The organism is Ignavibacteriota bacterium (assembly GCA_016212665.1).
Classification (GTDB): Bacteria; Bacteroidota; Ignavibacteria; order UBA10030; family SZUA-254; genus FW602-bin19.
Genome location: JACREZ010000031.1, coordinates 15401 through 33496, shown reverse-complemented (window position 1 = coordinate 33496; position 18096 = coordinate 15401). Strand labels below are relative to the sequence as shown.

Sequence of the window (18096 nt, the reverse complement as noted above, 5' to 3'; positions counted from 1 at the left end):
GTTCGCAGGAACTGTGAACACATAACCGAGGCGAAGATTGCAGGTACCACCACCACCGAGGTTGAAGGTGTTGGTTACGTTCGGATTGAAGAATCCGCCGGTTTCAACACGGACGCCTGAACCAGGACCGCTTGAAGGGAATGTGATAGCCATTGAGGTACCACCGGTTCCGAGCAGATGATCCGGAAGATCCATTTCAACGACTACGTTTGAAGTAACGTCGCCGCTGATATCGACACCAACGTCTCCGTTCGGTGCTTCACCGTTGTTGTTCGGTGCTACTGTGCTTGCGCCAGCATATGCATCGAATACGACTGTGTAAGTTACGCCACGAAGAACTCCATCAACACCACCATCGGAAGCTGCTAACGTTAATGCCGTTGCTGCTGCGTTGATTGTGATTGTGGTTACTGCTGAACTCTGTGCCAATGCCATGCTTGATACTAACACGAGAGCTAATGCAATTAACATGAGTTTTTTCATGTTATTTTTCCTTTAATTAGTTATTGAATATATAGTGGATTAGAATAAATTATTTATAACTTAAATTACAAAAATCATAAAAAATATTCGGCTGGTCTTTTTTTGACCAGCCGAATATACAAAACTTACTTCATTAATACCATTTTCTTAAGTTCTTCAAAAGCAACTTCACCGGTATTGATGTCATTGACATTAATACGATAGAAGTAAATACCTGAAGATAAATTGGTGGCATCAAAGTTTAATTCCTGAATGCCTTCAGTATATTCTTCATTATTTACTAAAGTTGCAACTTCTTGTCCAAGAAGATTGAATACTTTAATCGTTACCAAACCATCAGTCGGTAAAGTGAACTGTATAGTTGTGTTCGGATTGAATGGATTCGGGTAATTTTGACCTAATGAGAAAGTATAGGGGGTTTCTGAATAATTCGCTACACCGGGAAGCACTTTCGGGGTAATTCCTGCGTCACGAACATATACTCCACCCAAATCACCTACTGCTTTTACCCCAGTGTAAATCACTTTACCACCACTCCAAGACGCTGTATCAAGATCGCCTTCGAATGCGGCATTAAATGCATCAATTTCATCTGCTAATTCATCAGCAGTATAAGCACCACCAGTCGGGCAATACGATAAGAATTGGTTTGCCTTGGCAAGCAAACTATCAACTGTTAACGAGTGGAAAGGACTTGTTGGTTTGTTAATTTGCAACTGACCTAAGCCAGCAGGTATTTTCTCTGTTTCACTCATTGCTAAATTGACAGAAAGCATAACCGCAGAACCTGCAAGTCTATTTCTCTGCTTATCCGGTCCCATAGTTTTCAGATTACCCGTCGTTGCTTTACCAAGACGATCGGCCGTGCCTTTTGCTTTATCAAATTTGTCAAAGCAACTTGCTGCTGAATCCTGTAATATTTGTTTGCCTACTTTACCGGCATTAGCAACCAATGTCTTAAGAACATCACCATACTTTTTCATAGAAAGGAAGGGAGGACCACCTTTCACTGTGTTATAAACACCAACGTACATATAGTCTGTCTTTAGTGGATACTTTTGCGCTAAAGCCTGTTCCAAGCCGGTCAAAGCGTTAGGCATTGGCAAGCGAACTACATTCTTCGTGAAGTTAGCTTCTGCACCCTTTTTCTTTGTTCCTACAATGGTTCCGTTGTTTGTCCAGTAGAATGTTGCAATAGATTGTCCTTTGCTACCATCTTTTTTGGACCAACCCGTAACGGTTACTTGACCACCATTACTGATTGTAGCACCGGAATAATTCCACTTTGCGCTTTTACCTTTCGGTGCTTCTGCGGCAACAGTGAATGGACCATACGTATGGTCTTCTGTCGTGTCAATTGGTTCTTTGAAATCGACATAGAGACCATTCACGGTACCAGTTTCATTATTTGTAAAAGTAACGGAGAAATCAGAACCAGTGCTTTTTGGCTTGATATGGTTTTTTCCATATTTTTTTACACCCTTGGAATCAACCGTTCCATCTAAAGCAATTGCTTCGAGACCAAACGTACGGAATTCAGCTCCGTCCACTTTACGAATATAGACGAATCCATAATCATCGAAATTTACAGTAACGCTGTTTTGCGATAACATATCAACATCAATATTCGGGCTTGCACCCAAATTGTCAGTCAAGCGCCATCGTCCGCAACCGTAACTGTCAAGAGCCGGCCATGTAATCGTGATATCGGAACCACCTTCATCACTGGGTTGAAATTTTATTTTAAATGTATCTGCTTGGCAGTCGTCTGCTAACGCGCGAAGGTCCTTGCTCACTCCTTGTCCCAAACCTGTACGGCCCGGGATATCGGATGAACGAGCATCAAACACGCCAGAGGGCGGTGCCGGAGGTAACTCCTGTTCACCTAATGCGGCATCAATACCGTAGGTGGCGGTGGAATTTACCCCGATATAAATTGTATCGCTGTCAGCGCCGTTTGAAACAACAACCGGAACTACAAACGAGTTTTGTCCCCACGATACGGATTGCATTCCTAACGAACACAACACGACCGCGAAGAGAAGTACTAAAGTTTTTTTCATGACAAACCTCACTGTTAATAATTGAGAGATAATAAATAGTTAAGGATTACTTTCGTGGATTAATTTGCTGGGTACTTTTGCAAGTACCCAGCGAGATAAAATTTTACTTTAACAACATTATTTTTTGGACTTCAGAGAAATCTCCTGCAGTCATACGTACAAAGTACATACCTGTCGGGGATGCGTTTCCACCAAAATCACGTCCATCCCATTCAATCGTCTTATACCCGGCTTGCAATTCACCACTGATAATGGTGGAGACTTTTCTACCGAGAATATCAAACACGGAAATATCAACATCTCCGGTTTGCGGAATTGCCACATTAAATCTTGTGACAGGGTTGAATGGATTGGGATAATTTTGACCTAATGCAAATTCTTTCGGTAAACCAAGGTCGTCAACAACTTTTACCTTAATGCTTGAAACCGCAGGATTCGTAATACGAACCGTACCGTTTCCATTGAGAATCGTTGTACCGAGATTCTTTCCTTCACCGTTTTCCGATATTACTACTGATTTGCCCTTTGCGGCAACATTCCATTGCAATACAACCGGATAAGAAGTGGATTGAATATTGATAACATATTCACCGACCTTTCCGGCTTCACTGGAATATGTTTCGACTGTTCGATTCGAAGCAAAACGCGCATCGAATGCACCAACCGGTGGAACCGGAGGAAGCTCGAATACTTCGACGGGTACTTTCAGAGAATTTCCATCTGCGAGATACATTGCTTGCTGACCACCGCTGTTATCACGAACAGTGATTTTGCTAAAACCATTAAGTTGTCCGATTCCTGCGTTTGATTTAGGTAACGCTGCAGAACCAGAATTTAACACCAAGTCACAACTGCCTGCCGATTTAACCCAGTATGCTCTTCCGGGCTCTAAAAATGTAACCGGAACATAACCGCTGCTAAATCCATAAAATTGACTTAATATACATGCATCCATACCAGGTGCAGTAACCGCACCAGACACAGAACCTACTAAATTCCAATCTTGAGATAATGAAATTGTTTGAGATTCCAGTATTACACCGGGGATAGCTACAGATTGAGCACCATTAAACTTCAGCCAATAACCATCTCCATTCACCAAAGGATCTGTTGCTAAATAACCGCCTTCAAATCTAAAAGCATCTGACGTAGCAGTTGGGAATAATGTAGATTTAACAAAACTTGATGGAACAACCGGTACTGAAACCATATTCCATCCGTTTGCAACTGAAAAACCACTACCTTGTAGCAAGGTAATACATCTACCATTTATTGGAGTAGTTTCGGTAGGTGTGTTATTAACATTAACATAGATCCAAGGAGATTTATCACCTAACGCGGCAATTGTATCAACTTGAACACCTATTCTGCATAAGGTATCGGAACCACCGGTACCAACATTATCATATTCAAATGAAATATTTCCACTTGACTTATCAAGCACAATTCGGAAAATCATTTCATCAGGATAATGGTCACCATTTTGGTCAAATATCGCCAAAGAATCCCACTGTACGACGAACTTCGTGCCTAAATCTTCATACAAAATTCTACCGTACTGTGAACCTGCGGTCGTATCACCGTAAATCAAGTCAGCCCAGTAACCTGAAATAAAATTATAAGGCTTTCGTCCTAACACTGCTGTATCACGAGGATCAGAGTGCTTTCTTACAGAACCGGGGAAATCAAAAGATGAATAAAAACCCGTGCTACTTACATCAAGCGTTTCAGTAGCGGCGGTACTCAATGCAATAGCGCCATTGACACTCACCCATGCATAATTTAATTGTTGACCAAACAAATTAAACGGTGTTCCAAGAGCAAACGGACCCGCGGAACCATCATCTTTTACATTTGTGTCTTCATCATTATTCGGATGTTTAAATAATGCTGAAGGAGGAATTTCAGTTCCTGTATTTTTAATATCATTAGTTGAACAACCGCTCGATACAACCGTAGTGAAATATTCGTTCTTCAGACCTACTACACGGTATGAACCCTGCGGGAAATTAGACATCAATCCCTTTGTGTCAGTTGCAATAATAGAATAACTAACAGTTTTCCATGCCTCTTGACCGGGAATTTCGCCTACAAAAGTATTTCCACCTAAGTTATCCATGGTAACCGTTTCAACAAACACACCATTGACACTGTACGAAATAACAGCGCTTGCAATACCTGCTTCATCAGGATTTGACGGATCGCAATCTTGCAATTCTGCAATAACCGTTCGCGGTTCTGTTGACAATGTAGTTCTCAATGTGTTTGATGATAATAGCTGTGGTGGTGTATTATCTAATGTAGAAATTGAATACCAAAAATTATATCCATAGACAAGCAATGTATCATCCGAGCTTGCATTACCACGAGCAACCCATCCACGCTTTACCTGGTTTGTCGGAATACCGGCGCAAACCGGGCTAGGACCGGAATCATGTTCGTAAAATTTCCAATTACGTGACGGATAATATTCTCGATACTCCGGCAGACGACTGTCAAAATCTGCCGCTAAAAATTCTGTACGCCCGTCGTCAACATGTTGTGGGGGACCATTTACTCTCATTGAAAGAAAGAACAGATCTCCTTTTTCAACATCAACCGGTGTTGGTAGATCAGACATAGCAAGATAATTAGTTACCCCGGGGTGATGAATAACCGGGAAACCTCCTAAACCCCATAACTCTTCTGCGAAAGGTGGAAATGATGGGGTAGTACCTGCAATTGTTGAAACCCATGCTGTGTCTGTTGCATCTTCCGGAAATGCGGCAACACCCTGATCTAGGTCTGCCGTATTTCTCCAGTAACCCCAGTTTTGGCATGGTGGATTGTATGGACCCGGTCGAACACCAGGACCAGCATTTGGTCCAATATTTGAACGATGAATTCGAACATAGAGAGTCGAATCAAGCGCCCCTACCTCTGAACCCGTAAATGTTGCCCAGAAAATAGTATCAATACGTCCATTGAAACGAACTTGAAACCACTCACCCATAACGTCTTTGTGACGAGCTCCGAAGTTGTTGTTTCCCGGGAATGCCGTTGGTGTAAACCCATCAAGGACCGAATTCGAACATTCAGCATTCCGCGCACGTTCTGCTTCACGCTGACGCGCATCCATGACCATCCGCGCGCTTTGGTCTTTATCTAGTGGAATTACTTCCTGATACGGCGAGACCAGATAACGTTTCTTTTGTGCAAACGTTAAGCAACTTGCCGCAATCAGAAAGAGAATAATGTAACGTAGTCTCATATAAAATAATCTCCTGATTAATTGTGGTTAGGGAAGATAGTTAATTTCATGATTTAAAATTAGAATACTAATACCGATTACACTCTTGTAATTATTCAGACTAATGTCAAACGTAATTTGAGATTTTTGTTCTTGGTGGAATATAGTAGACTTGAGTGAATATAATCGTTTTCTAAAAATTTGTCAAGCATTTTTGAGTTTTTTTTTTACAATTTTCACATAATCAATAATATTGCGAAAACATCTCATATTGTCAGTTTTTTGGGTACAAAAGAAATATTTTTTGAACACTTTTTTTCATTTTTTGTCAAAAAAATATTTTTGTACAAATAAAAAATTACTTTTTGCTCAGCGTTAGAGTGATTGAATGATTGGCTGAAAAAAAATCTAATGAACGATACGCATAATCAAATTGAAACTCAATGTCTTCTATCACAGATTTTGTACCAAGACCTAACGTGGGACCAAAAATATATTTTTGATTGTCTTCAACTACAGAGTAAACATATCCACCGCGAATATAAAAACTACGGTTCACTTCTACTTCAATTCCGGTGCGATACTCGTCTGCTGAATAATTGTTATTCTGAAACATCACAGTCCACGTCGATGATAATTCTTCTGTTAATTGATTCCGATACCCTAAACCAATTTCTATTGTTGAAGGTAAGTCATCTGCAGAGGATGGAATTTTTGTTAATGACGACGGACGTAACATGTCGTCTAATTCACCGGAGTACAATAAACCATCTCCATCATACTGAAGCTTCGGTCCAATATTTTTTATCGCAACCCCCATACATAATCCCTTTACTCCGCCAAGCGCTTCGTATTGTAATCCTGCCGTAAACGCCAACCCTGTAGCGGATACTTGTTCCATTTTTTCAATAATATAATTTGCAGAAACTCCGAATGAAATTTTATCAGTAATCATTCTCGAATACGCACCCGATAAAACAGTAAACGTCGGAGAGGCAGTTTCTCCTGTGCCATCAGGTTGGTCTGCAGTCGTGACAGGAATATCACCAACAGATAATATCTTCGCGCCCAACCCCAGCGTACCCATATTTTCTATGTGTATCATTCCTGCAAAATATTCTACTCCGATGTCAGCAAAATACCCCATGTGAGAAAACAGTAACTCGTGTTGTTTTTCAGTGCGTGCTAATCCGGCAGGATTCCAATACAACGCATTGGCTCCTGTAACAAATGCAATATCAGAACTCCCGTTCCCAATAGATGAAGAACCAACAGGAATTAATAGTTCGGAGGCCGCCGCCCCGCCGGCTTTGTCCGTCCGTCCGGCAAAAATTTCACCGCAGAAAATTAATACCAGCAGAAAAAACGGAACAGTATTTTTTATTATTTTCAACATCACTTGATTACGTCGTTGATACAATTTGAACAATCCCATGCTACCTTCCCTGTTTAAATCGTTGTTCTTGTACTATCATAAGTTTCAACGTCTTCGTCCCCAGATCAATCATATTTCGATCTTTCAATTCAAGATGTGCAACATATAAACCGCTTGCTACAGGTAAAGAATTTTCGTTATTGAGGTCCCAAGTGAAAAACTGTGTCTCATCGTTCTTCGTAATAGTTCTCACTAACACTCCGCCTAAATTGAACAATCTTATCGTAGCGTGATAGGGTAAATGATTAAACGTAACAAATCTTTCATATTTACCTGTTTCCGCTCTGTTTACTGCATAATATGGATTCGGGAATACATTTATTTTTGAAATTTCATTTTGCAATGCAGCATTATCATCATATTGAATTCCTGAGGGAAGAACTAACTTTTCATCTCCATCAAAAATATCTTTGTAACGTTTAAAACGAATTACAGTATTTGCCGGAACTGCTATCCCGTCTTCATCAACATCAGCAAAATATAATCTATATAAACCTGTTGGTTTCTGCTTCGTGTAAGAATTTACCCAAAGGTATGCCTGAACAATCGGAATTGTGGGATGACTCAAATCATCAATGTATGTTCCGCCATAATATTTTGGAGGAAAACCGGTTTGAAGGCTATCAACAATTACTGTTATCGGATAAAATGTTTGCAATGGTTTTCCATTATACATCCTGTCCAATAACGTAGTTGCTCTCCACATACTATCATTCCCTTGTTGAGTGATTACTGAATAAACTTGTCTTCCTATCGGGTTAGCAGGATCACGTTCCATTTGCCATACCGTGTAAGGAACCCGAACCCACCTTGAGACACCCGCAGAAGCACGTCTCAACAATGCCCAACTTGAATCACCTAAAAATCGAAATTCGATATCTCTGTCGCTTGCTGTTCCCCCGTTAATAGAATCTAACTGCGATGCACCTCCTGCAACGACCATATAATTCCCTTGAGGATTCGGTTGATTGAATACAAAATCATTCGTTGATATTCCATTCGAGAATGTTTGGTAAACTCCTTTTACACCAAAAAGCGGCATGCGCACCTGTATCGCCAAACCTTCACTTATTACCCGATACGGAGAATTATTAATTCCCTTCTGTTGAACCAACATATCCCCTGTACGCATATTGACTAAGTCCCATGTTGGGAGAAAATAAAAATCCGGATAGTGAAATAGTATTTTCAAACTATCACCTTTTGCTTTGGATGGGTCGAAGTACGTAACAGTTACCGGTGCATCATTGTATCCCTTTTTGTTCACCACCGATGTAACCGTATCTCCAATATCATATGGATACACCACACCGGGATTGGGCGAATGAGGAACAGCTGTCAGAATTTTGATGGGCGATTCAATACGAGGACTTCCAGCCAGAGGGTTAGGATTAAGCATTACCGCAGTAACAGCGTAATAATATTTCTGCCCATTCACTAACGGCTTATTCCTGATGATATCGTTCGTTAAGTGAAGATAACGAGGAGAAGATGGGTCAAAAGCAGGAAATAATTTATAATCACTATCGAGTGTGGGACTTTTGAACTGGTAAATTTTATATCCTTCAAATTGATAGCCATATGAATTGTAACGTTCAATTTTCCCCATTTGAGTTGTGTCAGACTCCCAATCAAGAATAAATTTATTATTCAACTCGACGATTCTGAGTGTTGGAATCGGAACTGACTGCTCAAAGATAAAATCTCTATTAAATAAATCCTGAACTGTATTATCCGTTGATTCAAGATTATTGAGCGCTTCAACCCTATCGTCGCCTTGTGCGGCTATCAACGCAACAACAACCGATTGAGTATCACCTAACTCCATTTGAAACGGTCCCGAAGAAAGCAGTATTCGTCTATCCCCCGGAGGATTTGTTCTACCATCAACCCAACCTTGAAATGTCCTCGGGTCTCCGGAGTAAGGATACGTCGTACATCTATTAGTAAAAGGGTCTCTGAAACATTCCGGTGGATTGGCTAAACGCGATTGAAATCCTCGCATCAAATTCCACCATTGAAGTGTGCCGTTATAATTATTTTGTGATGGTTGGTCTCTATGAACACTGTCAACTAATGCGGCGAACGAAGTCATAGAGAGATTTTCATACCCGGGGATGATTGAAAAATTCCAGTGTGCCGAACCTCCGGGCTTTGGAACTCTCGGTCCCTGCAATAAATCATAACCGATAACGGGAGGTTTTAATCCGTACTTGTTATACTCATAATCAAGTTCGGAAGAGTTGTAAGTAAAGCCAAGATTATTGTTAATCAAACAACCGGAATAATCGTCCTTCACTTCTCCGACATCTGTGTCTGCCCACTTTGCAATATACATTGAATCAATTCTTGAAGAGGGCGGTGTCGTTGGCATCCCTTTGTAAATAATTTTATGCTGTTGAAAAATTACATTCCCAAGTTCCCCTTCTGCTTTATATGCCCAACATGTAATTTGATGTTCAATCCCTATAGGCGATGAACCTGCTAAATTTCTCGTCGTCGTTTGGTTTAAATCGTTACACACAAGCCAAATCACCTGGTCTGCGTTTAACAACCCCGGTTCATCGTCAGTCGAATCGGCAAAGCTACCTGTATCCGGCTGATAGCCGGGCATCCCGTTTCGTTCGTAGTATGGCGCACCTTTTTGCCAGGGCCAGCTATACCAATCTACCGCATATCGCCGTCGTAATTCCTGTAATTCGTTTTCAGTCACATCATAAATGGAAATACCGAATGTTTCTGCCGCATCTTGTCTCAAATCTCCTGTTTTCCAATCGGGACGAATTCGGAAAACCCGAACGGCATTTGCAAATCTATTCTCCGGTAGATGAGAAGAAGTAATTCTTCCGGGAATGGTTCCTGCAACGCGCGCCTGTCCCCCCACCCGGATTTCCGGTGTGATTCCGTCACGGACAATACCACCCCACAACAGTCCTCCATCATACACTAATGTTGATGTTCCTCGCGGAAATGTTACACCGGCTGATTGTCGTACTGAATTTTTTTCTAATAATCCATTATCATTCACCCACATAGAAACATTGTTGATGTTCAGGAGAGCGCTTGTTGCAGTATCTTGCAAAACGGGAAATTGACTTTCTCCTTTTATATAAGTTTGCGCTGATACTGAAACAGCCAAAGAGAAAATCAATAACAAAGAAACAACGATATGTTTGAACACATTCTTCGGGGAGATAATGCTCAAATGAAAAATATGAAATCGCACTATGAAAATGTTACTCGTGAGTGAAGATAAAACATCAACTTCCCGGGATTCGGGAAGCGGGGTAAAATGTAAGAAAAAGATAAGGAGAGTACAACAATAGCTTCCGAACCTGATTGCTGTTTGAACAAAAAAAATGGCGGTGATTTCTCACCGCCACTTGAATACGAATTTGCCGGAAGTTTCTTTACTTCACGAACATCATCTTGCGAACCTGATTGAATGTTTCTTTGCTATCGTTCACGTTTGTCGCATCGAGACGATAGAAATAAACACCCGAGCCGGCTTGAACTTCAGCGCTGTTCTTCGGACTCCATGAGTAATTATAGAACCCTGCTGATTGTACTCCTTCAAACACCGTCGAGATTTCCTGACCCAGTAAATTGTAAACACTGAGTTTCACATAGGAATCTTTCGGCAATGAATATTTCATTGTCGTTGCAGGATTGAATGGATTAGGATAGTTCTGTTCTAATGCATAAACCTGTGGTAATTCAACTGCCGATGTTGTTACACGAATGACCAAGTTTTCACTCGGCGCTTCAACTTTCGCAGAACCCATACCAAGCATGAGATTGCCACTCTTTCCACTCGTTTTATCAATTAATTCATACCGGACACCCGATGAACTCTTCATGTTCCAACTGATTGTTACAGGATAGTTACCGGATTGAATATGTAACGGATATTCAACAGCGCTGTTAAGCGATGATGAATGTGTTTCAACCATTCTGTTCGAACCGAAACGAGCATCGAATGAACCGGTCGGCGGAACCGGCGGCATATCATACATCTCGACCGAACCTGCAAAATCTTTCGTCGAACCGACGAAGAGCGATTGCTCGCCATTTCGTGAATCACGAATCTTTAACAAGTTGAGCGCCGCAAGCGGGTCTGCTTTTGCACTTGATTTTGCTGATGCAAGCGTTGAACTGATTAAAATACTGCCGGATTGTTTTGCTTTGAACCAGTAACCTTTTCCCGGATTAATATCGGTTGCTGTGAAATAACCGTTGTTATATCCAAAGAATTGTGAACCAACAACAGAAGCCGAATCGGGTAGGTATCCAAGGTTTGCAACCGGTACCGGTGTTGAAATTGAACCGACCATATTCCACAAAGCATTCACCGGAATAGTGGCGGCAGTAATGTCTGAAAGTTTCGGCACATACAACGTTTGAGCGCCGTTAAACTTCAACCAGTAGCCAACTCCGTTATCGAGCGAATCATCCTGCGCATACCCTGCCTGGTATCTGAACGCAGGAGAAGTTGCACCGGGATAAACTGCTGATTTTTCATTGTCGGAAACATTGACAGGAACGGACAACATATTCCAACCATCAGATGCTGCAATAGCCGACGATGATGGAAGGAATTTATAGGAGTGATTATTTCTCGGAACCAACTCTGACGGAAATCCTTCTTTAACGACAAAACTCCATTTTGAAATCGTATCTGACTGGATTCCAATGAGTCCATCATTTTCTAATCCGCCAACGCCAACATCCAAATAATTGAATGTCACCGTGTTATCAGCGTTATCCATAATCAATTGGAAACGGATAGTCGAATCTGCTTCTGTATTTAAATTACCAAGCGAATCCCACTCTACAATAAACTTCGAACCGATTGTTTGATAATAAATGTAACCATGCGCTTCCTCGTAATCCGGAATAATGACAGGGTTTACAATCATGTCGTTGTAATAAACGCAAACAAGATTATCGGGAATTTCATTTGCAGTTGATTGAGGAACAAGCGGGGGCTTTCCGGGGAACACCCAACTCGCGGCGTAACTTCCGCCAGCGCCTTGTACATGTTGCGTATCAGTAGCGGTACGTGAAAACGCTGCACCACCGTTGACACCAATCCACGCATAACGAATTGTATCACCATGAAGGATAAAGTCCGCACCCATATCAATTGGTCCGGCAGTACCGTCGTCAGTTGCCGCACCAGAAGTTGATTGAGTAAAATAATCACCATCGGAAATTTGTGTTCCGGTCGCTCTTATTTCCTGGTAGTTGAACGTTGCATTTGTATCAACGATATAATGCTCGTCTGCCAACTTAATAATTTTGTATTGATTTGTTGCAGTCACTGTTGTATCACCCGTGACGTCAACTGCAGTCATATAGTAATTCAAAAAACCGCCCGAATTTACACCGGGTAAGGTCGCTTGATACATATCGCCGCCTAATGAACTCATACTAATAGTTGTCGGTGCGTCGTAGTTTGCCCAGTAGGTCATTGTAATTGATGCAATACCTGTTTGAGTCGGATTTCCGGGATTACAATCTTGTAAACTTGCAGTAATCGTTCGTGAAGATGTCGAGAGAGTATGGGATAATTTTGAATAATCAAGAAATTCCGGGGCGATATTTCCATTCACCGTCATGACAAATGACCATACCCACGTAGCTTCTGCACGAGCATGCCAGCCAGAACTGCCTGCTGCCGGATGATTATAAAACTTCCAGTTACGATTGGGCGTTGGTAATCCCGTACGAGTCATACACCATGTTGCCGGGAAATCATTATCAGAGGAAATGTGTGTTCCTAAATGCTCAATGGTGACAAAGATTGGGTCGCCTTTTGCAACAACCGGTCGGAAGAATAAATCATCCATAGCAACGACATTTTTTACACCATCGTTGCTACCGCTCTTTGCTTTCACCGGATAGCCACCGAATCCCCATAATTCATCGCCTAACGGGTCGAATGAATTTACTGGATCAGGTTCACCAGTTCCGCCGCTTCCATCCGGTTGACGATTAGTCGGTTTCCATGCAGTGTCGGAAAGCGATGCACGAGCTTTGAACGGTGTGATATCCAAAGCCTCTTCCAGCGCTTGATTGGCGAGATAATATCCCCAACCATGACGAGGCGGATTATACGGTCCGTATCCCGGTCCGCTTCCGGGGAAAATATTCGATTTCCACATAGCGACTTTTACACTTGAGTCTTGCAGATTATTTTGGTCTGCCAAGTAAAAATAGAATGAATCAATCGTGCCGGACGATGGGGCAAGAAACCACTGTCCCCAAACATCGCGATGGTATCCGACAAAATTATTATTACAGGGATACTCTGCTTTTTTATATCCGAACACGGTTTCTCCCGTACATGCGGCATTGGTTTTTCGTGCTTCATGGTCTATCATAGCACTTTCCACTTGCTGCCCTTGCTTAATCGGAATTACATCACCGCTGGATGTAACAACAATTTTTTTCTGTGCAACAAGTAATGAAGACATCAGCAACAACGCTAATACTGTTGTAACGAATCTCATAAAGGTCTTCCTTTCTAACAAAAAATAATGGATTAAATGAATTGAATTATGTAATTACAGTGTAAGTTGAATTCGGTTAAAAGCCTAAAATAATTCCAAAAACATGGTTCCCGCCAAAATATTCTGCTGTTCGAAATGCATAATCAATAGATAAATCAACGTCGCCTAGATTTTGATGGAAACCGATACCGTATGTACCGCCAAAGATACTTTCCAGTTCGGTTGTCTTTGCTGTCTGGACATACCCTCCCCGCAAGAAGAGTAAATCTGAGTATGAATATTCCAGACCGAATTTATATTCATCATCAGAGAAATTATTATTCTGAAATAAACCGGAAATATTTAATGCGTTTACTTCATCAAATGATTTTATATAACCAAAACCGATTTCCATAACTGACGGAAGTTCGGCAGATGCGGCTCGAAGTTGTACCAACGAACCATAACTTAAATCTTCTAATGAACCTTCACGAAGCAATCCTGTTCCTTCGTATTGCATCTGAGGTCCGATGTTTTTCACTACAACTCCGAGATTCAATCCGGGAACTCCGCCTACTCCAGAGTATTGAACCCCGACATTGAAAGCAATACCCGCGGCGCTTGCACGTTCAATTTTTTCCGTAATGTGACTCAACGTTAAACCAACTGACACCCTGTCTGCAAGTTGCTTCGCATACGTCACACCCAAAGTAAAAAAGGTCGGTGAAGTTATTGCGCCTGTACCATCGGGCTGGTCTTCCGTGGTGATTGCGATATCTCCGAATGAAAGTGATTTGACACTGAGCCCTAATGTCCCGAGCCCTTCAAATTGACTGCTGATGGCCACATACTCAACGCCGATATCGGCAAGGTAGTTAACATGTGAAAATGTTGCATTCGATTCATGGTTTGATTTTGCGACACCGGCAGGATTCCAAAAGAGCGCTTCAATACCGTTGACCGTCGCAATTGATGTTCCACCCAAAGCAATCATTCGTGGACCGACAGGAATTAATAATTGCGGTGCGGCGGCGGTTCCGGATTTATCTGCTCTGCCTGCAAAACTCCGTTCACCCGAAAGTAGCAGAGCAATGCAAAATAGAAGTAACAAAGTCGTCGTACGTGTATTCATTGTGTGTTCCTTACGCTTGTTCATGATACCAATTAAAAATTATCCAGATATTGTTGTTCCTGGATTATCATGATTTTTAGTGTCTTCGTTCCCAAATCAACTCCGTTCGCATCTTTCAATTCAAGATATGCGAGATAGATTCCGCTTGCAACAGGTAACTGGTTTTCATTTTGTAAATCCCATGTGAGGAATTGACTTGGGGCAGATGCTTCATAATTTTTCTCTAACGTTCGGACGAGATGTCCTGCCAAATTGAAGATTCTGATTTTCGCATTCGCCGGTAAATGATTGAATTTGACAAACGGCGCCTGACGTGACCCCATCTGTGTATTCACTCCGTAGTATGGATTCGGGAAGACATTTATCTTTGCTATTTCTGTTTTAGCGGCTTCGGCATTATCATAAACGGTTGGTGTTGTGGTGAATTCTTTTTCATCACCATCCACAATGGCTTTATATTTCTCGAAACGAATAAACGTTCCTGCTGGCGGCAGTTTTCCATCATCGTCTAAATCAGCCAAGTACGCTCTCGCTATAGCCCAAACCGGATCTTTAGGTATAGAAATATTTGTAAGAATAACACCTTTAATCAGGTTAGCAAATGGTTTACTGAGAATATCATCGTAATACCTACCGCCATAAAAAGTAGAACCGACTTTGTAGCTATCTGCATAGACTGCTACAGGATAAAAAGTTTTCAACGCTTTATTGTTGTAGGAACGTGAGAGCAACTTTGTTGCTCGCCATATTGAATCTTTTTCAGGCGGGATTATTACCGTGTACAACTGACGGTCTGGAATAGTCGAACCATTCCCCAGTTGCCACATTTGATATGGCACTCTCAGCCAGAAAGAAGATGCGCCTATCGACATAATCGCCCAACTCGAATCGCCGAATCGCCATTCTATATCTCTGTCACTTCGATTTCCACCAGCCATCGTATCTAATGTAGAAGTACCCCTGTCATTAACAATATGACTGATAACAAAGAACTCATTCTTAGGATCCGGAGTAACAAATACAGGTTCTCTCATTGTTTGATTATCTGATTTGACAAGATATACCCCCTTAATTCCCACTTTCGGAATATTGACAGTAACTGTAAACCCTCTCGTGACCGACCTGTACGAAGAAGTACCTGATGAAAATGAAACACCTTTTATCAGCGTATCATGTTCTGTCTGGTCAACAAAATCCCATGTTTCGTTTTCAGCAGAATGAAACAAGACTTTGTAAGTATGTCCGTCCGCTTTCGTCGGGTCGTTGTAACTAACCAATACCGTTGCATCATTTTTTCCAACAACATTTGCCGCGATAGATTGTGGTTCGCTTAATTCATAAGGATAGACTGTTCCCGGATTCGGACTGTGAGGTATCGCTGTTTTAACAATCGGCGCTGATTCCAAACGGCTCTTGACCGATGGGTCAGGATTAAAGACAATGGTTTGAATTCCAAAATAATAGGGTTGCCCGTTTACTAACGGACGATTTTTGAATTTATCAATTTCTATAACGCGCGAACGAGGACCGGTAATATCAAACGGCGCAAGTTGTCGCGCAATATCTGTCGTCGCTCTTGAGTTGGGAAATTGCCACAGTGTATAACCTTCGAAACGATATCCTTTCGAATTATATGATTCACACTCCCTGATTTTTGCTGTGTCAGATTCCCATTCGAGAATAATTTTGTTCTCTAATTCTACAATATTGAGATTTGGCGCCGGGACGTTCTTGGGCAAATCAAAATTAAAGTTGAATGCATTTTGTGCTTCGTCATCAATCTTCTTGAGAAGATTATATCCTTCCATATAATCTTTATCCCGGCCTGCTATGGCGCCCATTAAACCGACCACAACTTCCTGAGTATCACCCAGCGCCATTGTTATCGGACCGGAAGAAAGAACTATTCTTCGGTCACTGGGAGAATCTCTTCTTCCGTCAATCCACCCTCGCAATGTTGTCGGGTCTCCGTCGAGTTCAAATTTTGTAGCAATTCCCGTCGCAGGGTCAATGAATGGCTCTGCCGGTGTTATTGGTCGCGGACGGTATCCCCGTATCAGGTTCCACCACTGAAGTGTGCCTGAATACTGTGCTAATGTCGGGTCACTATCAAAACCTCCGGCGGCAAAGTAAGCAAACGTGGTCATTTCTTTGTTTTCATAACCGGTGATGGTTTGTAAGTCCCATCTCGCCGTTGCGCCATCTTTCTTCACACGCGGTCCTTGAAAGAAATCATATCCGACAAAAGGAGGATTGAGATTGTACTTTTTGTACTCTGCATCTTCCGGCTGTGAGTTATAGACAAATCCTAAACTCTTATCTTTCACACATCCGGCGTAGTCGTCGCCATAATTTCCCAAATCCGGGTCAACCCATTTTGCAATATACATTGAGTCAATCCTCGCATCAGGCGGAGTTGTTGATGTTCCTTTATAGATAATTCGATAACGTTGGAAGATAACGTTTCCAAGTTCATCAGTTCGTGCATACGCCCAACATGTTACCTGCATTTCGATTCCGATTGGAGGAGAACCATACAACCCGCTTGTTGCCGTTGCTTTGAGGTCATTGGCAACATACCAAAGTACCTGGTCAGCGCCACCAAGCCCCGGCTCATCTAATGCCGGGTCGTAATTGCCGGTCGGGTCGGGGTCATAAATTCCGTTATTGTTTCTGTCGTAATACGGAGCGCCTTTTTGCCAGGGCCACTCAATCCAATCTTTCTTGTATTGCGCACGAACGGCATCAATCTGACCTTGAGAAACCGTCGCAAGAGCAACATCGTTTATCTCCGCGGCATCGCGTGCAAGGTCGGCTGTTTTCCAATCGCGGCGAATACGATACATGCGCACACTCGGAGCGCTCGGACTTTCTGCTACTCCTTTGCTCGTAATTCTGCCGGGAACGGTTCCGTAATTATATGTCTGTCCTCCAACGCGGAGGTCCGGCGAACTGCCATCTTTGACATACCCTGCCCAGACCAATCCGCCAGCATACACACACGCCGCAGTTCCACGGGGAAATGTTACACCGGAATTATCATCCATTGGTCGGCGTTCCATTCTCCCGTCATCACCTGCCCACATTAACAAATTATTAATGTTCATCACGGTGGTTCTCGGAACCCCGGTAACTTCGGTTACTTCACGTTCACTTTTATTCTTCTGAGATTTTTGCCCTTCCGCAGAGAACAGAATTCCGGCGAACAGAAAAACGGAAGTCGCTGTGAAAAGATAGTAGAGTATTGCTTTCTTCATCAT

At 42.1% G+C, this 18096-nt stretch carries 8 protein-coding genes; all 8 read right to left on the bottom strand.

Features of this window, described 5'->3' with window-relative positions:
- Positions 1–483 (bottom strand): hypothetical protein (locus tag HY960_10540; protein ID MBI5216178.1); only part of this gene is annotated, 483 nt, incomplete at its 3' end.
- A 125-nt stretch (positions 484–608) separates the two neighbouring features.
- Positions 609–2546 (bottom strand): T9SS type A sorting domain-containing protein, encoded by a 1938-nt coding sequence (locus tag HY960_10535; GenBank protein MBI5216177.1) that lies wholly within the window; start codon positions 2544–2546, stop codon positions 609–611.
- A gap of 103 nt (positions 2547–2649) precedes the next feature.
- Positions 2650–5796, bottom strand: a complete 3147-nt coding sequence (locus HY960_10530) for a T9SS type A sorting domain-containing protein (GenBank protein MBI5216176.1) — start codon at positions 5794–5796, stop codon at positions 2650–2652.
- A gap of 337 nt (positions 5797–6133) precedes the next feature.
- On the bottom strand, positions 6134–7210 hold the full coding sequence (locus HY960_10525; GenBank protein ID MBI5216175.1) for a PorV/PorQ family protein: 1077 nt from the start codon (positions 7208–7210) through the stop codon (positions 6134–6136).
- Position 7211: 1 nt separating this feature from the next.
- Positions 7212–10349 (bottom strand): T9SS type A sorting domain-containing protein, encoded by a 3138-nt coding sequence (locus HY960_10520; protein ID MBI5216174.1) that lies wholly within the window; start codon positions 10347–10349, stop codon positions 7212–7214.
- Positions 10350–10620: 271 nt separating this feature from the next.
- The gene (locus tag HY960_10515) at positions 10621–13725 is read right to left on the bottom strand and encodes a T9SS type A sorting domain-containing protein (protein MBI5216173.1); all 3105 of its coding nucleotides are present in this window, start codon (positions 13723–13725) and stop codon (positions 10621–10623) included.
- A 76-nt stretch (positions 13726–13801) separates the two neighbouring features.
- Positions 13802–14836 (bottom strand): PorV/PorQ family protein, encoded by a 1035-nt coding sequence (locus tag HY960_10510; protein MBI5216172.1) that lies wholly within the window; start codon positions 14834–14836, stop codon positions 13802–13804.
- A 32-nt stretch (positions 14837–14868) separates the two neighbouring features.
- Positions 14869–18096 carry a T9SS type A sorting domain-containing protein gene (locus tag HY960_10505; GenBank protein MBI5216171.1) on the bottom strand — a complete coding sequence of 1076 codons (3228 nt, stop codon included), beginning with the start codon at positions 18094–18096 and terminating at the stop codon, positions 14869–14871.

Excerpts from the sequence above, each read along its gene's own strand:
- HY960_10510 (MBI5216172.1), bottom strand. The coding sequence starts at position 14,836 with ATGAATACACGTACGACGACTTTGTTACTTCTATTTTGCATTGCTCTG.
- HY960_10535 (MBI5216177.1), bottom strand. The coding sequence starts at position 2,546 with ATGAAAAAAACTTTAGTACTTCTCTTCGCGGTCGTGTTGTGTTCGTTA.
- HY960_10515 (MBI5216173.1), bottom strand. The coding sequence starts at position 13,725 with ATGAGATTCGTTACAACAGTATTAGCGTTGTTGCTGATGTCTTCATTA.
- HY960_10530 (MBI5216176.1), bottom strand. The coding sequence starts at position 5,796 with ATGAGACTACGTTACATTATTCTCTTTCTGATTGCGGCAAGTTGCTTA.
- HY960_10505 (MBI5216171.1), bottom strand. The coding sequence starts at position 18,096 with ATGATGAAGAAAGCAATACTCTACTATCTTTTCACAGCGACTTCCGTT.
- HY960_10525 (MBI5216175.1), bottom strand. The coding sequence starts at position 7,210 with ATGGGATTGTTCAAATTGTATCAACGACGTAATCAAGTGATGTTGAAA.